Source organism: Nocardia goodfellowii (assembly GCF_017875645.1).
Lineage (GTDB): Bacteria > Actinomycetota > Actinomycetes > Mycobacteriales > Mycobacteriaceae > Nocardia > Nocardia goodfellowii.
Window position 1 is genome coordinate 2,864,040 of the sequence record NZ_JAGGMR010000001.1, and the last position, 15,784, is coordinate 2,879,823.

A 15,784-nucleotide genomic window follows, 5' to 3' on the forward strand; every position below is an offset into this window, starting at 1 on the left:
GAGGATTGCACCCTCAGTCTACCTGCGTATAAACCAGCTCTCCGTTGCACCTCTCCACCAGGAACTTCCCATCCTCAGTGATGCCCATTACCGCACAGCCGTCATCCGCAGTGGCATTCGCAACGGCTGGGCTGATCGCCGCCACGCCAGTAATGGAACCGAATGTAAGTGCCGAACCGGCAACGACGACAGCGAAGAGCTTCTTCAACTTCACGATGTTCCTAACTGTTTTGTGATTTTTCGATCCCTCCAGCGGAGCTGAGGGAGTTTTTGAGGGCGCGGTAGTTTCCGTCACCGCCATCCGCAGCGTTTCAGTAAGCAGGTTGATAGCCAGCGCGGGGTATCCGATCGCAACCGCAGCAGGCGACAGCCAAAATGTCAGCACCGCAGACTATTCGTCTCGCCGCACGGCCTGCTCGTCATCGATTGCCCTGAACGGCAGGAGATTCCCGGCACTGCCGAGGATTTTGTCTCCGTCTGCTCGGCTAGCCTGCAGGCATCGCCCCGCCTATCGGTGGTTCACCCCCGTATGTGGACGGTCGTGGAGTGAACTCCGGCGTGATCGTTTCATTTCGCCTCAATCGCCCTAGTGGTCCCCTGTTACTAAGATTCGACGCCCCTGCGACCCAACAGGTTCCATCTCTTATTGGTGACCTAAATCACATGAGCCGAAAGCAGTGGCCGTAATCGTTTGGGCTGCAAGCCAACTCCGCCAGAGCGGGTACCCGGGGCCCGTGCATGGAGTGCAGCAAGGCTGCCGCGATCCGGCAGGAGCTGCCGATGGCGGCCTGTGACCTGTGCTGGGACACGATGGGCGGCTGGCCCTCGGCGCCGACCGCGGCATGAGCGGCAGCGCGATGCAGGCTCCGCCAATTGGCCTGCACCACGCGATGGGCGACAGCCCCTTTCGCGCGCAGACCCGCTCGAAGACACCACCCCGAAGCGGATCCGGATCGGACTGGCCCCGCTACGCCGGCAAAGGTACCCCTTCCTGCAGCCCGCCGGCAGGACCTGGCTCATAGCGGCGGTCGGTTGTCGATCAGCCGATGCCTAAGCGCGCCACCCGTCGAGACCGACGCCTTTGTGGTGTCGCCCTTCACCGCGGAGCTGCGCGGCGGCTCCAAGACCTCCGTCCGAGGAACGGCTAGGCCCTGGTGACATCTGCCGCCGCAGTTCCCCTACTCGACAGGGGCACCCGTACGGGAAGCCCAGCGCGGGCCCGCTCGACGGCCGCTCTCGATGATTTGCCCTGTGCGATCTTCTTGTCGTAGTAGCTGCGTTCGGCACTGCCGCGCATGCGAATCTGAATCATCGCGATGGTGTGTAGGGCGGAGTTCAGTTCTCGATCGCCGTGGCGAGACAGGCGATGCCGAGTCGAGTCACCGCTGGCGATGTCGGCCGTCGCAGTGCCGGTGTAGTTGGCGTAGGCCGCCGCCGTCAAGAAACGACGTGCGGGCCGGTTCGACCGATGATGCGGGCGGCATCACCGGCCCGATCCCGGGGATGTCGCGCAGCGTAGTGCCGTGCATGTTGAGCAGTTCATCCATGGCCAGGGATTTGCGTACCCGATCGGTGGCGGTGACCGGGCGTAGAGCGCGCAGGGCAGTCGTAGCCTTCGGAGCGGTCAAGTCGGTGGGCACGCCGCCGGGCAGCAACTCCCTCAACAATGCATGCAGCTGGTTGACCGATCGAGTTCTGATGCTGGACAGGTCCTTTCGGCGTTCAACGAGCAGCGCGAGAGATTCGGCATGCGTTTCTTCGAGCACAGGGCGGGCATCTCCATGCAACGCTGGTGGCGGCGGCGTCGATTCGGTCGTTCTTACGGCGTCCGCTACGGGAGAGTTGGCGGACTCGCGCTGTTGCGGCTGGTGCGACATACGGTCACTGTTGTTTCGATGGCTTGCCCGATACGCAACTTAAGGCTGAGGAAGAAATCGCAGGTCATGAGAGTCAAAGTCCGTGGAGACGGACAGCGAGTCCTCGTCCATCACTCCTCGATCGGAGACGACAGGATCACCGCGAACCGTAATCCCAATCGTCCCAAGGAGAGTCGTACACCGAAAAGAGCTCCTCGTCTTCCCGGATCTGCGATGTCGGTGGATCGGCGGCCGCCGGTGAAATCGGATCCTCCGGGGCGCCCATTGCTGGGCTGTCGAGAATATCGGCCTCACGTCCAAGGTCGGCCCGCTGGTAGGAATCGCCGCCCTGACGGGACGTGGAGACGCGTTCCGCTTCGGTCGTGGTAACGCCGGGGAATCTTCTGCGGGGAGGGGGATTCGGCAGGATGCGAACGTAAGCAGAATCATCTTCTGGCAGTTGATATGGGCGGATGAGATGTTCCATCGAGCCATAGGAGAACTCGGCAGACTGGTGCTCCGCCGACAAATCTTGTTCGTCCTCGTCTAGGAGCCGATAGGGACGAATGGTAGGCCAATTCGCGTCGTCAGATACTGGTTCGGATTCGGCCGTGGATACGGGAGTCACATCGGCGACGGGAGCTGATGCTTCCGTATCCGCCTCTTCGTCGTGAGGGTCGTCGCCGTCGTCAATTTGGGCAACAGCATCGTTGAGTACAGCAATCGCGCGTGCGAGACCGATCTTGTGGATCTCAAAGATTATCTCGGCGGCTTGGGTTGCGGACAGCCTGGAGCCCTGTTCGCTCAGTTGAATCGAATGCAACGTGCCATCCGCGCCAACCTCGACTGTGACCATATCGTTGGGTGAAGATGCAGTGCCCCGCGCGATAGCCAGAGCCTCCTGCAGCGCTTCAGCTTTCGCTGTTTGTTGCTCGACTTTCCCCACTTTCCCCACTTTCCCCTTCTTGCTCCTGCCCAGCTGATCGGCCAGTCCGCGCAAGAGGTTCTCTCCGCACAAGCTACAAGGGTCGGGGGCTCCCCACCATAGGGGATTTGCGGCAGACTGTGATCTGCACCCCGGCGGCAGTAACGTCCTTGCGACTAAGTGAGGGATGGCCTAATCTACTGCTGCACTTGCCCATTCGCCCACATGAGGATCCTAGCCTCATGTGGGTAGAGTGATCATCGAGCGGCATGGGGTGGCTGGAGGCTAGGCGAAATGGGGGAGCAAGATGAAGGTCGATCCTGCTGAGTTGCGGGCCTTGGCTCGTTGGATGGACAGTGTCGCCGCGGCTATCGGCGCACTGGAGGTCAAAACCTCTGCGTCCGCTGTCCGGACGGTGTTGCCGGGCTCGCCACTGGGTGCCCTCACCGACACGGCTGTGGCGCAGGTGGAGGAGGCTTGGTCGCGGATGGCTAGTCGGTGTACTCGCATCTCGGTGGTAGCGAAGGGCACGGCAGGGGATTTCGAGGTCACCGACGACGAATTCGGCCGCAAGTTGAAGGCGATGGGCAGTTGACAGTGCAGACCACATCCGACACACCAACATTGACCCAGATCCGCGCCTGGCAACCGTGGAAACTCGGTGAGGTCGGTGATGTCGTTTCGGCGCGCAGCGGCGAGTTCGTGTCGCTGCTCGAGCGGATGGTCACCCAGATCAGAGATGCAGGCAGCCATTGGCGAGGCAATGCCTATTACGCCGCCTACGACCGGATCGCCGGCGACCGTGACCTCGGTAAGCGAATCGCCAGCGAAACCGTCGGGCTCGCACAGGCATTCACCGACGCCGGTAACACGCTTACGAACCATCGACGGTCGTTGCTGAACAAGGTTACCGACGCCACCGAGGCTGGCTACGCAGTGTCGGAGCAGTGGGTGGTATCAGCGAAAGAGTCCACCGACTCCAATGGGTTACGAACGCACCAGGCTGCGGTAGCAGCAGCCTTGACCGAGTTGCTCGCAGCGCAGACGATTTCCGCCGCAAAGATCCAGGCGGCGCAAACGGCGCTGAAGGCGTTGGTCGACCAACTCGAGCCTGTTGGCGCACCGGTGAATAGCCCAAGCGCGTCTCCCGCCGCCGCCAGCTCGGGTCCGCCGACCACAAGCACGCCCGCAGCGACAAAACCCGCGACTGCTGCACCTACCAGTCCCGCATCCACAAGTGCGGCGCCGACGACAACAACTCCAGCGACGACAACAACTCCAGCGACGACAACAACTCCAGCGACGACAACAACTCCAGCGACAACAACAACTCCAGCGACAACAACAACTCCTACGACGACACCTGCCACGCCTTCGCCGTCCAAGACTCCGAGTCCGACGCCTTCGCCGTCCAAGACTCCGAGTCCGACGCCTTCGCCGTCCAAGACTCCGAGTCCGACGCCTTCGCCGTCCAAGACTCCGAGTCCGACGCCTTCGCCGTCCAAGACTCCGAGCTCGACCCCTTCGCCCGCTGCGACGTCAACGCTTTTGGGAGATCTTGCCAAGCTCGTTAGTGCCGTTGCATCCCTGGACGATGATATCGCGAAGATCATCAAGGCGCCGGGTGAAGCGATCGCGCAAGTGATCGGCGCTGTCGACAAACTAGTTGTTGATGTCGACAAGGCTCTTGACTCCTCACATTCGAGCCCGACAGCCGAACAGCCGAAGGATAAGTAGAAATCCGATCTTGAAGATGACGGCCATTGTGGGTGGCTGTGCGTAGATTTCGGACCGACACCAGAAGCCAGCTGATCTTTCAGATCACTAGTACTTTTTAGTCTGGACGCTTCAAGCCAGTAAGCCGATGAAGTAATACACCGAAGTCGACTCGAGTTGTTCGGCTACAACCACGACAGCCGCGACCGGACGGTCCGAGCTTGCGCCGCAATCGAATCCGACGACGGTGCAGTCGCTGCGCAACTATCGGGACCAACTTTCGGGCGGACGGCAAATATTGAAATCGCCTTAAGTCCCCGCAGCTGCTGTCGTGTCACGGCGGCTGGTCGTGCTTCCCGGCGCGGGGTCCAGGAACCGGCCCCAGCAGCCAAAGCCCACCCGGAAGCTCTGGTGCCGCAGCGGGTTGACTCCCATCGCCTCTCGCCCTTCCAGCACCAGTCCGCTTCCTCAAACGCCCGTTCCGCACCTACGCTGAATTGCGCGTCTGCGCCGGCCATTACAGACGGCTGGCGAAGGCGAAGCCCAGCTCTACATCGTCGACTACCGCCACGATGGCCGATACCTATCTGCGGGGACGAATGCATCGGAGCCATCCGTGCCACCACTGAACACCTCCCGCGTTGAAATCGGCCACTTGATCAACCGTGCGGACACTAATATCCACGAAACTGCCTGCCAGCACTGAACAGTCGATGCTGCCCGAGAACGGTCTAACGCCACCACACCAAGCTCGACCGCGACCACAGCGCAAGATTCACCTCCATCTTCGGGGGGTTGGATCGACCAGGCCGCCCGCCAGGCCCCCCGCAAGAAGCAAACGCTTGTAGGACCACCAGCTAATTCCACCACCCGTCGGCCAATCAAAGTGCCGCGCCGGCTGCCGCCGCAGAGCGACAGGCGCAATCCGAGTCCACGTATGAGCCGTTCAGTGGTGCGCGAGAACGGCGCCGCGCGTGTGGCGAGATGCCGCCCCATCCGACGCCGAGCCCCCGGCGCATATGGCTGGCTGCCAACTGCCGCGGTTGGCAGCCAGTGAGGAAGATCTCCGCGGAGCGCCGACTTCACTGAACACCACGATATCGACGCCGTTTCGACGGCATGGGTATTGTGGCGCGCTTTCGTCGAGGTTCATCTTGCTTGACTTGGCCAGTGCCGGGTGTCAGCTGGTGTTCCTGTGCACTACGCCTCATTGACAGCCTGCGCAATCGCGCACCCGGCACCACCGAAGGACAGCTGTCAACTGGCAGGTTGCAGAGCGGTCCGCTCGTCCTCAAGCCATGTTGTCAGGCGTGGCCACGTCAGCATAAGGTCGTGACTCAAATACACCTCGTCGTCGGCCATGGTGATCAGCCTCGCGCGAAGTAGGATCTTTAGTGTGACAGTGGCGGCCGCCGTGCTGCCCAGGATCTGCCCGAGCTGACCACAGGGGAAGCGCCGACGCGCATCGTCCGAATCCGCTCGGATCGACACCAGGTTTAAAATCAGCCGTTTGGCGCAGTGCTGCTGGGCGGACGAAAGATCGCTCCAGCAGGCATCCGCCGCTTGGTGCAACACACCTTCGATTCCACCGATGCGACGGAAGCCCGCGATCGTCAATCGCAAGCCTTCTCGCTGCGGCCACATCGCATCCATCGTCATCGAGATCAGGGCGACGTCGCTGTTTTGATGGCGGCCGCTGAGTCGACGAACCCGACTACCGAGTATTAGCGTCAGAAGCACCTCCTCGAGCCCGGACTCGACCTTCACCCCCACCTGGCGCGGTGGTTCGCTGATGACGCTCCGTAGCTCGTCGGAATCCATAGGCTCGAGGGCATAGCTGCGGTGGGCAAGCGCGTCAGCAAGAATCGGATAACTCGCGCATGCCGTCCTGCAATCAGAACTGACGGAGATCAATACGACCGCAACTTCAGTCAAGTTCACCAGTAGTCGGAGCATGGTCTCGCGTGTTTCGTCCGTGAGCAGGGGAGAAAAGAACACTTCGAATCCGTCGATAATCAACAGTCGCCGATCGCCGGCTGATGAGTCAGTATCTGATGCGGGCGTGTTCGCGCGGCTCAACGCTGACCACGGACTGACAGTATCGCTCACGGACTGCACCGGATCGAGGCCCAAACAGACTGATAGCACCGTCCATTCGCGCCCGCGCGATGATTCGAGGGCCGGTGCCAAACCCGCTTCTAGCAGGGAAGTCTTGCCGCTACCTGTAGCTCCGACCAACCCGATGAGTCGTTCCACACCAACAGCGGTAGAGGACTTGTGAACCAGTGCAACCAAATCTCCTATGGCACGTGATCTTCCGGCGAAGAACGGCGCGTCTTTGCGGGAGTACGGGGCAGTGCCACGGAATGGGCAGCTGGCAGTTGCTGGGAGGCGACTCGCCTTAGGCGGTTGAGCCTGTGTCCAAAGGTCCTTCCAAGCTTTGAGGCTCAGAGATGTAGTGTCGCTCGTTTCTGATCGACGCCGAGCGCGTTCGATCAGAACCAGCAACACCGGAAGCAGCACCTCATATCGCGAAGGCACGTTCCGGCCGCTCTTCCAGTCGCTGATCCGCTGAGCCGATGCCGCAGGTTGCACACCCTGCGCTGGTTGTGTGCGCTTATGGGCCAGCGCGGAGAGGGCTCTAAGAGGCGGACTACCAGCGGCTACATACAGTACGACGAAGCGTCTTTGGAATTCCCCGCGTGGTGCATGCTCAGAGTTGAGCGGTGTGTGTTGGTAGGCAACCTTCGTGATCATCCATCCCCCGAGCGATCGAGCTAAATTACATGCAATTCTGGGGACGATCTCTACCGTCCTCTACAGATTCGACGCAGCGGTCATCTGTTTGGTTCCCGTACAGCACAACCGATTTCGTGGATGAGCGTTCGAGGTCGTGACCAGGACGCGGTGGACACCAAGAAGTCGGCCTAGCGACTGCTGGAGCACGCCAATGAACAGGTACATCGGCGTGGTCGAGTCGGGCGGGTTCGCAACCGGCCGGCCGAAACTGTCCTCGAACCCGTGCTGGCAGCGGAGCGAACCGAGCACATCGGCAGTGAGATACGCGATACTGGCAGACAATGACTTGCCCACTCCCGCAACAGGACTCGGGCTAGAAGCTGACTGTGTCACCTCCACCAGAGCCGGTCACTACGAGAGACGCCGAACACTGGCCCTCGTTCGGAACCATCGGGACGCAGTGAGTGGCGATCCCCGCGGGGAATCCGAAATCTGCACGACCAGCGCCGCGACGGCGCCGGTCGGCGGCTCCGGCAACCCATGAACCGACCGCTGCAGAGTACTCCAGCTGCCGACAACCTTATGCGGCTTGCCAGCCTCCCCGGCGCGCTGTTGACCTCCTGTGTTCACACGGAAAAAATTGGTGCGCAGAAACTTCAGTGGGGGGCGGCCATCTTGTCCAGCACCTTCACCACTGCGATCTGCAACACCTGATCGTTTCGGGCTTTGACCAGAGCCAACCCTAGTGCCCTGTGTTGTAACTCGCCGTTGAGCAAGCCCGTCATCCGGATTACCCCACCCCGGGGACTCGAACGCCGTCAGCAATAGTGCGGCGCGCCTACGCTCGGCGCCGGCAAGGTCCGACCTTGGCCACCAAATCCAGCCCGCGGAGCCCGGTGGCAACTGCTGAACCGCCACGGCACCGCGCCCACCCCCCTGAGGTTTGCGTAGGAGGCCGATACGAGGTCTCGTCGGCTATGTGTACGGGATCGAGATCAGTCCGGTCCGGACAGCAATTTAGCGCCATCATCCTCGGGTTATCGAACGACAGAGTTGCCTTGGGATGGCGAACACTTTGACGCATGTCTAGAGTCAGGTTTGAGGTGCTGCTCGTAAGCACCCCTCGTCTACTACGGGGTCAATAGGAGGGGGTTATTTGACGACCCGTGTCTATTTCGGACGGAACTCCTACGGCCACGTCTGCCGGGTCGTCGTTTAGCTTGTTGAGTAGCCGAGGATAAAGGCCTATTCGAACGATTATTGTAAGGAGGTGAACAGAATGGAAATCAAGTTCAAGAAGGTCAATTTCGAGATCATTGATGATCTTGACCTCGACGACATCGTCGGCGGGGAAGAGCCGGTTGTGGCTTGCCCGCTCCAAGTTTAGACGGATATCCGCCATGGGGTTCCGGCGCCGAGTGCTCCGGATCCCATGGCGCTCCGATCGTCGTATAGTTATTAACCCGAGGATCTCTATGAAATTTCCCGTTCTTGCTGGGCAAGCTGACTTGCTCTTATGGCAGGAAACTTCGGGGCATTCCCCTAGTCCCCTCGGTTTCATAATGAATTATCCAGATCAGGTACGGCCAGAGCATATCGTGATGGGGATAGAATCCGTCGTGCGGGGCTTTTCCGCACTCCGGCTCAAGTTCTCAGGCTCGGCGCAACTCGGCTACTTTCAGGAGATTGTTCCATTCGATCTCCATGTGCTAGATATCGAATTCCATGACGTATGTGGAGTAAGCGCCGACAAGCAATCTCGATACATTAATAGCATTCTCTATCGAGATACTGTTGAGTGGGACTGGGATCGTCGTGGAATGTATCGGTTTGTAGTGGTTAAGGTTTCGGAACAGAAATATCGACTCGTGATTTCCCTCCAACAGATGGCTGTCGACCGGGAATCAATCATCCTGGTTATCAATTCGCTTCGATCGACTGTCCTCGACGCTGCCAATGGCGACGTTCCGGTAGTGCCTGAAGATCGATACGAATCTGTCGTCGCGGGAGCGCGATTGACATCCAGAGTTGGGGCAGCAGCAAAACTGTATTGGCAACGTGAATTTGATCTACCCGCCGATGCATTCAACGACAATTCTGATATTCCTGCTGCGCGTCTACGAACGCACATTGTTGCCATTGAAGGTGCGGCGTATATAAATCTGAAGCAAACAGTAGCGGCCGGGTCCTGGGGGCCGGCGGCATTGTTCCTGGACCGCTTGGCTACCGTATGGCAGAGGTATCGACCTCGTGCAACTCTGGTTGATGCCGTCTGCACCTTTCGATCGGCCGAGCTAGCAAACCAAGTCGGAATGTTCTCCACCATCCGTCCTATTGTTATGGACCTTGGCGGAAATTCGTGGCATGACAGAATCGCTGGTCAACTCATCCGAGCGTCCGCATATCAGCAGTTCGATAGCAGCGAGCTACGGAGCATAGAGCAGCGATCGGCCGTCCCTCAACGCCCATTTCCAGTATTCAATTATATCGGCGCTGTCGGAACGGGCCCAAAGAGCGAAAAATTCGATGTTGTGTCCACAACAAGGTTCAGTCCATCGAATACCATGGCTAGGCCGATATTAGTGAAGATTCGCGATATTGGTGATGCTTTCGCCATCACCGTGCAGACCAATTATGCGAAATTCTCGGCTGAAGAATCGCAAAACATCGTCGGCGAGTTGATCGGGCAATGACATTTACGGAGAGCGTTGATCGACGCTCGATTTCTGACCGCTTTCGGAAGAATTCGATCGATCGATACGGTCGATCGGGAATATTCGGTACAGTAGCGTTCCTCGCTGGCCGTGACCCCAATGGCCGTGGCTCCTGGTTCGGAGATTCCGCTGTTGTGCCGTATTACCCACAGGTGACTGCGGCGGATTGTGGTCCTGCATGCTTGCGCATGGTCCTTGCCAGTAGGGGTATTCATGTATCTTCCGAGAAACTCCGGGAAGAATTGAGTAGCAGCCGGAACGGGGTTTCCGCGTCTGCTCTGCTCGAACTCGGTCGGCGCCATGGGTTGAACGGTCGCGGAGTGCGAACGAATTTGCCGGGGCTGGCGCACCTAACATCCGGATCAATACTGTTTTGGCGGTTGAGCCACTTTGTTGTTTTGGAAAAGGCCACCCGGTCACATATTGTGATCGTTGATCCGGCTGTCGGGCGGAGAAATGTCAGTTGGGATGAAGCGGATATCGATTTTACTGGCGTGGCTTTGGAATTCTCCGGCGAGGTTGCTATCGACTGCCATGATTCTGAAAATGCGAACCAGAACGAGGCAATCGAAATTGCGAAGTCATTTTTGCCTCGATCGGTGAAGTGGATGGGCATACTGACCACCTCAGGCATGCTCCTTCTCTACGGTCTGATATTCCCACTTCTGCTCGGAAATATAGTCACCAAAGGCGCTGACGCCGCGCGATCCACTGCGTCGGAGCATCTACTACTAGCTGCGGCACTGCTCTGCGGCATTATTTCATTCGGGCTGCTCAATTTCGTCCGATCACGGCTTATCGTCTCGATCCAAAGCCTTCTGGAAGAGCGTGCCGGACACCTACTCATGGCCCACCTCAACAGGCTACCGATAGACTTTTTTGCCGCGCGTCATCCAGGTGATTTGGTCCAAAGGGTGAGGTCGGTGGCGCGACTGAAATTGGTTATATCGGCAACTACCGTTAGCGCATTATTCGACACGATATTAGTTGTTGGGTATGTTGTCGTGATTGGTTATTGGGAGCTCTGGCTGTCGCTCGTGGTGGTTGGTTGCATTGTCGGATTTCTGCTGATTACGGCATTGTCGTGGCGCAGGCAGCGGCAGTTATCATCTGATGTTCTGGAGGCGCGAACAAAATCGTCCGGTGAGCTCAGCGAGATCCTGGCCAATATGACGACCGTAAAAGCGTTGGGCGCTGAAAACATCGTGCAGGTTCGCTGGCTGAACTTGTTCGCCAACGAACTGACAGCCGGCACACGGCAGCGGCGCCATGCCGCAACGATCTCGTCGCTTGTGGTGACGCTTCAGTTCGCCGCGCCGCTATTGGTGCTTCTCGTCGCTGTGTCGCTTACTGCGAACGGAAGTGCGGGTTTGTCCGCTGCGGTCTCATTGGGGGTGCTGAGCTCTGGGCTGTTCTTCTCGATGTCGAACCTCTCGCAGGTATCGACGACGTTCGCTGAGCTCACTCCAGATCTGCGCCGAATGAACGATATCCTGACAAGTTCAACTGAGCGACGTGGAATCTTCGACGTAGCGCAGGCAAGCCGACCGCCGATCGTTCGTCTGGAAAATGTTTCATATACCTATGCCGGTGCAACGACGGCATCTGTGTGCGCGGCAACAGCCGAAGTTCCATCAGGTGGGTTGCTGGCGGTTCTCGGTGCATCCGGCTCCGGGAAGTCTACGTTGGGAATGTTGCTAGGTGGTTTGTTGATACCGAGATCGGGCCGGATATTAATTGACGGCGTAGATCTGACTGACCTCGATCCGGTCCAATATCGCAAACGCATCGGTTACATCGACCAAAGCAGCACATTGATGTCAGGAAGCATTATCGACAATATTAGATTCGCCTGCCCTGAAGCTTCCCTTGACGAAATACGGGAAGCAGCACGCCTGGCAGAAATCGATGATTTTATCTGCGCTCTGCCAATGAAGTATGAGACTGTGCTGGGGGCCGGCGGCGCGGGTGTGTCCGGTGGGCAGCGCCAGCGCATAGTTTTGGCGAGAGCGCTGGTAAAGGCACCGTCCCTACTGATCTTGGATGAATCAACGAGCGCGGTTGATCCAGATACGGAGAGCAAGATTCTCCGCAACATTCAGACTCTAGGAGTCACGACCATTGTGCTCGGCCACAGGGCAGCGTTGGCAGTCGGAGCATCCGGGATCCTGACGATGACGAAAGGTATCGGGGAATTCAAGAACGTCCCCGCTAGCTCTTCGCCCCTAGATGAGAGGGTTAGGACGAACTCGTGACCTATGAACAATGCCGGACTTCGAACATGCCTATGGGTACTCATCGTGGCGAGCCGGTCTCGCCCTACTCCTATCGGGTTCTGGGTGCCTTGGAAGTGCGACGGTTCGGCAGGCGGGTCGACGTCCCCAAAGGGAATACCCTGAACGTTCTAGCAGCGCTGTTGTTGAACGCAAACGCGGTGGTGAGCAGCGACACATTGATTGAACGAATTTGGGGAGACGATCCACCCAAAACGGTGAAGGCGATACTGCAGAATTCTATTTCGCGCCTTCGGTCGCTGAGTAGCCCGGCCCACAGTTCCAGAGCAGTGCCAATGCCCGTCGTAACAGAACCGCACGGCTACTCGATCCGTGTCCAGGACGGTACGCTCGATATACACAGGTTTGACCATATGGTATCCGCGGCTGAGGCTGCCCGCACAGAAGGGCGAACAGGGGACGCTGCAAATCTGCTATATCGGGCGTTGTCAAGCTGGAAAAATAATCCGCTGTCTGACGTCACGGCGGCTGGCTTGCAACGCATCGAGATTCGGCAACTCAATGAGCGCCGCGTCGGTGTGCTGGACCGTTGGGCAGATCTCGAGCTCGACTCCGGACATTCAGACAAAGTCATTCCTGAGCTGCGCGCTGCCATTGCGGCGTATCCCACAGCAGAGCGCCTTCGCTACCAGCTTGTTCGTGCCTTGGCCGATAATCAGCAGCTCGGGGAGGCAAGCCAGCTCTTGCGAGAAACAGAAATTATGTTGCGCGAACGGTATGGCCTTGAAGCGCGACCAGTACTGGAGCGTTGGTGGAGGCAACTCGTTATAGGAGCCTCCGCCGAAGGCGTACATTGGCCGCAGATCGTCAATACCTGATAAGACGCGGTCTCCCTATGTCACGCACCCGTCAATTGGCCCCGGACTCGATCCGCTGACACGACCGATTCGATTCGCATTTTATTGAGACCAGAGAAGGCAAAGGATGAACCAGTACGTTCGTGCTTTCGTGGACCAGGGATTTGTCCTTGTCCCGGGAATGCTCGACGAGTCGACGCTCGGACGCTGGCGGGCCGCGGTTGATCGGACCGCCGCGACAGTGCGGGCGGCGCCTGATGCATATGAGAGTCGGTACACCATGCGTACCGAGGAAAAGAGCGACACCTGGGGAGTCAGCCACATCTTCGATCCGGCGTTGTACGACGCGGTTTTCTCGGAGGTCTTCGACCATCCCGCGTTGATGGGATTCGTCCATGAGGTGCTAGGGGAGCGATTGCGGTTCTGGAGTGCTCACGCACTGTGGGAGCCCACTTCGGTGAATTACGAACTCAACTGGCACAAAGACAACATGGAAACCGAACGATATGCACCGGACGGACGGAGCACCCATGTCCAGTTCAATGTTTGCCTCACCGCCGACGACTGCTTCCGAGTGGTTCCCGGTTCACATCGGCGCCCGTTGACGGATGCGGAACGGGCTGAGGTCGACTCGAATGGTACGGGTTCACTGCCAGGTGAGGTCGTGGTTCGATCCTTGCCCGGTGACGTGCTGTTCATGAACCACCATGCACTACACCGCGGTTCGGGTGTCGCCGGCGTCGTCCGCCGTACCTTGCATATGAATTTGCAGGCCGCAGACGAGCCGACCGGCGGACACACGTCATGGCGATTCATGCGGCACGAGGGCTACCTCCAGCGGATGTCGCCCACTGTGCGCGCCCTAATGGAGAACACGGTCGCTTGGGACGACGCACATCCGCTACCGATTGCTGAGGTCGTGCGCCGACGTCGAGCCAGCCGGTACATCAAGAAACATGACGCAAGAGCTGCCGGGGGGACACAACAATGACCACCACTCCGCAACAGTTGCGGCGTGACGCGATCCAGATGACCGCGCACGCCATAACCGGACATATCCCGTCGAACCTGTCGGCGATCGAGATCGTCTACACCCTTTTCCTACGTGTCTTGAAACTGGATCCAGCACGTCCTGACTGGCCAGACCGGGATCGTTTTATCGCAAGCAAGGGTCACTGTGCGGCCGCGATCTATTTGGCGATGTCCGCCGCCGGAATCATCGACCGGAAGCGGCTCGACGACTTCAATGTCGACGGTAGTGAGGTACCCGCAATTCTGGCTCGATACGGCCTGCCAGGGCTGGAGGCCGATTCGGGACCGCTCGGCCGAGGTCCTTCAATCGGGATCGGCATAGCCCTTTCCGCCAAGCACGACGGCAAGGACTATCGCACCTATGTGCTCGTGGGCGACGGCGAGTGCCAAGAGGGGCAGATCTGGGAGGCCGTCATGCTGGCGCCGACGCTCGGTCTTGACAACCTGATTTTGATCGTTGACGACAACCGGCTGCAGGGCTCATTCGAGACCAGCAGCGTGGTCTCTACTGACCTGGGTGACCGGTTCATTGCGTTCGGCTGGCAATGCCATCGAGTTGACGGTCACTCCGTTCCGGAATTGGAGGATGCGTTACGGGCTCCACAAGACCGTCCGAAAGTTGTCATCGCGAACACGATCAAAGGAAAGGGGGTGTCCATGATGGAGAATCAAGCAGCATGGCATTACCGGAGACTCACCTTCGGTGAGCTGGTAGCCAGCCTGAGGGAGCTTCGATGACCACGGTCGGCGAAGTCGTAGGCGAACTGCTTATGCGGGAAGGTCGCCGTGCCGGTGACACCTATTTCATCGTCGCCGACGGTAACCTGAACGGAACTGAGCCATTCATAGCGACGTACCCCGACAGGTTCCTCAACGTTGGCATCGCCGAGCAGAATGCCGTGTCGATCGCTTCGGGACTCGCATATAACGGCAAGCAGGTCTATCTCTGGAATTGCAGTACCTTTCTGCTCTACCGGCCGTTCGACCAAATCCGGGTGGACGCAGCCTTCGCGAGAACGCGGCTCCGTCTGATCGGTACGAGCTCCGGTCTGACCCGCGGTGCGTCCGGTATCGCACACATCGCCATCGAGGACATCGCCCTGATGCGAGCCCTACCCAACATGACCGTCGTTTGTCCCGGCGACATCTACGAGGCGAGTCAGCTGCTGGAGCAGTGCCACGCGCTTGACGGGCCTGTCTACATACGCTTCGGACTGGAGAACCACGACCTACCTGAAATCCACATGCCCGGCTCGCGGATCGTTCTCGGGCGCGCGATCACCGTGACAGACGGTGACGATGCAGCGCTGATCGCAACCGGGAACATGTTGGCGACGGCTCGACGCTGGGTCGACGAATTCGCCCAGGCGGGTTTGCGCGTGCGGCTGATAAGTATGCCAACCATCAAGCCGTTCGATGCCGCGAGGGTGGAAGCGCTCGTATCCGAAGGGCTGCCAATTATCACCTTGGAGGATCATTCCGTCATCGGCGGACTGGGCAGCGCAGTGGCCGAGGCAATCGCCGGCACCGGGCGCGGTGTCCCGTTTCGCCGGGTCGGCGTGCCCGATCGATACCCCTACGTTGTTGGCACTCCGGACTATCTCAACGCTCACTTCGAAATCCCGGGCGTTGCGGAACTGCTGGTTTGGATTAGCAACTCCGCAATGTCTCATCCGCAGGAGTACATCACACCATGAACAGGTCTCTCGCA

At 59.0% G+C, this 15,784-nt stretch carries 14 protein-coding genes; 7 read left to right on the forward strand and 7 right to left on the reverse strand.

The features are described from left to right. Positions 1–13: 13 nt before the first annotated feature. The 4 genes from BJ987_RS12790 to BJ987_RS12805 all read right to left on the reverse strand — a co-directional run bounded on the left by BJ987_RS12790 (position 14) and on the right by BJ987_RS12805 (position 2,802). Positions 14–385, reverse strand: coding sequence for a hypothetical protein (locus tag BJ987_RS12790; protein ID WP_209888647.1), 372 nt, complete (start codon positions 383–385; stop codon positions 14–16). A 759-nt stretch (positions 386–1,144) separates the two neighbouring features. Further along, a complete protein-coding gene (locus BJ987_RS12795; protein WP_209888650.1) occupies positions 1,145–1,441 on the reverse strand; it encodes a transposase in 297 nt (98 codons plus the stop codon). Then, the gene (locus BJ987_RS12800; RefSeq protein ID WP_209888653.1) at positions 1,380–1,766 is read right to left on the reverse strand and encodes a hypothetical protein; all 387 of its coding nucleotides are present in this window, start codon (positions 1,764–1,766) and stop codon (positions 1,380–1,382) included. Before BJ987_RS12800 ends, BJ987_RS12795 begins: the two co-directional genes overlap by 62 nt. A gap of 247 nt (positions 1,767–2,013) precedes the next feature. Beyond that, a complete protein-coding gene (locus tag BJ987_RS12805) occupies positions 2,014–2,802 on the reverse strand; it encodes a YbaB/EbfC family nucleoid-associated protein (RefSeq protein ID WP_209888656.1) in 789 nt (262 codons plus the stop codon). A gap of 286 nt (positions 2,803–3,088) precedes the next feature. Between BJ987_RS12805 and BJ987_RS12810 the strand changes: the two genes are divergently transcribed. Continuing rightward, positions 3,089–3,376, forward strand: coding sequence for a type VII secretion target (locus BJ987_RS12810; RefSeq protein ID WP_209888659.1), 288 nt, complete (start codon positions 3,089–3,091; stop codon positions 3,374–3,376). Positions 3,377–3,710: 334 nt separating this feature from the next. On the opposite strand, the gene BJ987_RS12815 is transcribed toward BJ987_RS12810, so the two are convergent. From BJ987_RS12815 to BJ987_RS37720, 3 genes are all read right to left on the reverse strand, one after another. Continuing rightward, positions 3,711–4,394, reverse strand: coding sequence for a hypothetical protein (locus BJ987_RS12815; protein WP_209888662.1), 684 nt, complete (start codon positions 4,392–4,394; stop codon positions 3,711–3,713). A gap of 1,360 nt (positions 4,395–5,754) precedes the next feature. Beyond that, positions 5,755–7,254 (reverse strand): ATP-binding protein, encoded by a 1,500-nt coding sequence (locus BJ987_RS12820; protein WP_245365931.1) that lies wholly within the window; start codon positions 7,252–7,254, stop codon positions 5,755–5,757. A 638-nt stretch (positions 7,255–7,892) separates the two neighbouring features. Further along, a complete protein-coding gene (locus BJ987_RS37720) occupies positions 7,893–8,021 on the reverse strand; it encodes a hypothetical protein (RefSeq protein ID WP_281070366.1) in 129 nt (42 codons plus the stop codon). A 690-nt stretch (positions 8,022–8,711) separates the two neighbouring features. Between BJ987_RS37720 and BJ987_RS12825 the strand changes: the two genes are divergently transcribed. The 6 genes from BJ987_RS12825 to BJ987_RS12850 all read left to right on the forward strand — a co-directional run bounded on the left by BJ987_RS12825 (position 8,712) and on the right by BJ987_RS12850 (position 15,770). After that, complete coding sequence (locus BJ987_RS12825; RefSeq protein ID WP_209888667.1) at positions 8,712–9,929, forward strand: condensation domain-containing protein; 1,218 nt, start codon at positions 8,712–8,714, stop codon at positions 9,927–9,929. Continuing rightward, on the forward strand, positions 9,926–12,205 hold the full coding sequence (locus BJ987_RS12830) for a peptidase domain-containing ABC transporter (protein ID WP_281070367.1): 2,280 nt from the start codon (positions 9,926–9,928) through the stop codon (positions 12,203–12,205). Before BJ987_RS12825 ends, BJ987_RS12830 begins: the two co-directional genes overlap by 4 nt. After that, a complete protein-coding gene (locus tag BJ987_RS12835) occupies positions 12,202–13,062 on the forward strand; it encodes an AfsR/SARP family transcriptional regulator (RefSeq protein ID WP_209888673.1) in 861 nt (286 codons plus the stop codon). The genes BJ987_RS12830 and BJ987_RS12835 overlap by 4 nt, the downstream gene beginning before the upstream one ends. 106 nt (positions 13,063–13,168) lie before the next feature. Next, a complete protein-coding gene (locus BJ987_RS12840; protein WP_209888676.1) occupies positions 13,169–14,032 on the forward strand; it encodes a phytanoyl-CoA dioxygenase family protein in 864 nt (287 codons plus the stop codon). Continuing rightward, a complete protein-coding gene (locus tag BJ987_RS12845; protein WP_209888679.1) occupies positions 14,029–14,811 on the forward strand; it encodes a transketolase in 783 nt (260 codons plus the stop codon). The genes BJ987_RS12840 and BJ987_RS12845 overlap by 4 nt, the downstream gene beginning before the upstream one ends. Further along, positions 14,808–15,770, forward strand: a complete 963-nt coding sequence (locus BJ987_RS12850) for a transketolase family protein (RefSeq protein ID WP_209888682.1) — start codon at positions 14,808–14,810, stop codon at positions 15,768–15,770. Before BJ987_RS12845 ends, BJ987_RS12850 begins: the two co-directional genes overlap by 4 nt. The last annotated feature ends 14 nt before the right edge of the window (positions 15,771–15,784 follow it).

Excerpts from the sequence above, each read along its gene's own strand:
- BJ987_RS12825 (WP_209888667.1), top strand. The coding sequence starts at position 8,712 with ATGAAATTTCCCGTTCTTGCTGGGCAAGCTGACTTGCTCTTATGGCAG.
- BJ987_RS37720 (WP_281070366.1), bottom strand. The coding sequence starts at position 8,021 with ATGACGGGCTTGCTCAACGGCGAGTTACAACACAGGGCACTAGGGTTG.
- BJ987_RS12840 (WP_209888676.1), top strand. The coding sequence starts at position 13,169 with ATGAACCAGTACGTTCGTGCTTTCGTGGACCAGGGATTTGTCCTTGTC.
- BJ987_RS12850 (WP_209888682.1), top strand. The coding sequence starts at position 14,808 with ATGACCACGGTCGGCGAAGTCGTAGGCGAACTGCTTATGCGGGAAGGT.
- BJ987_RS12815 (WP_209888662.1), bottom strand. The coding sequence starts at position 4,394 with ATGATCTTCGCGATATCATCGTCCAGGGATGCAACGGCACTAACGAGC.
- BJ987_RS12820 (WP_245365931.1), bottom strand. The coding sequence starts at position 7,254 with ATGATCACGAAGGTTGCCTACCAACACACACCGCTCAACTCTGAGCAT.
- BJ987_RS12845 (WP_209888679.1), top strand. The coding sequence starts at position 14,029 with ATGACCACCACTCCGCAACAGTTGCGGCGTGACGCGATCCAGATGACC.
- BJ987_RS12830 (WP_281070367.1), top strand. The coding sequence starts at position 9,926 with ATGACATTTACGGAGAGCGTTGATCGACGCTCGATTTCTGACCGCTTT.
- BJ987_RS12810 (WP_209888659.1), top strand. The coding sequence starts at position 3,089 with ATGAAGGTCGATCCTGCTGAGTTGCGGGCCTTGGCTCGTTGGATGGAC.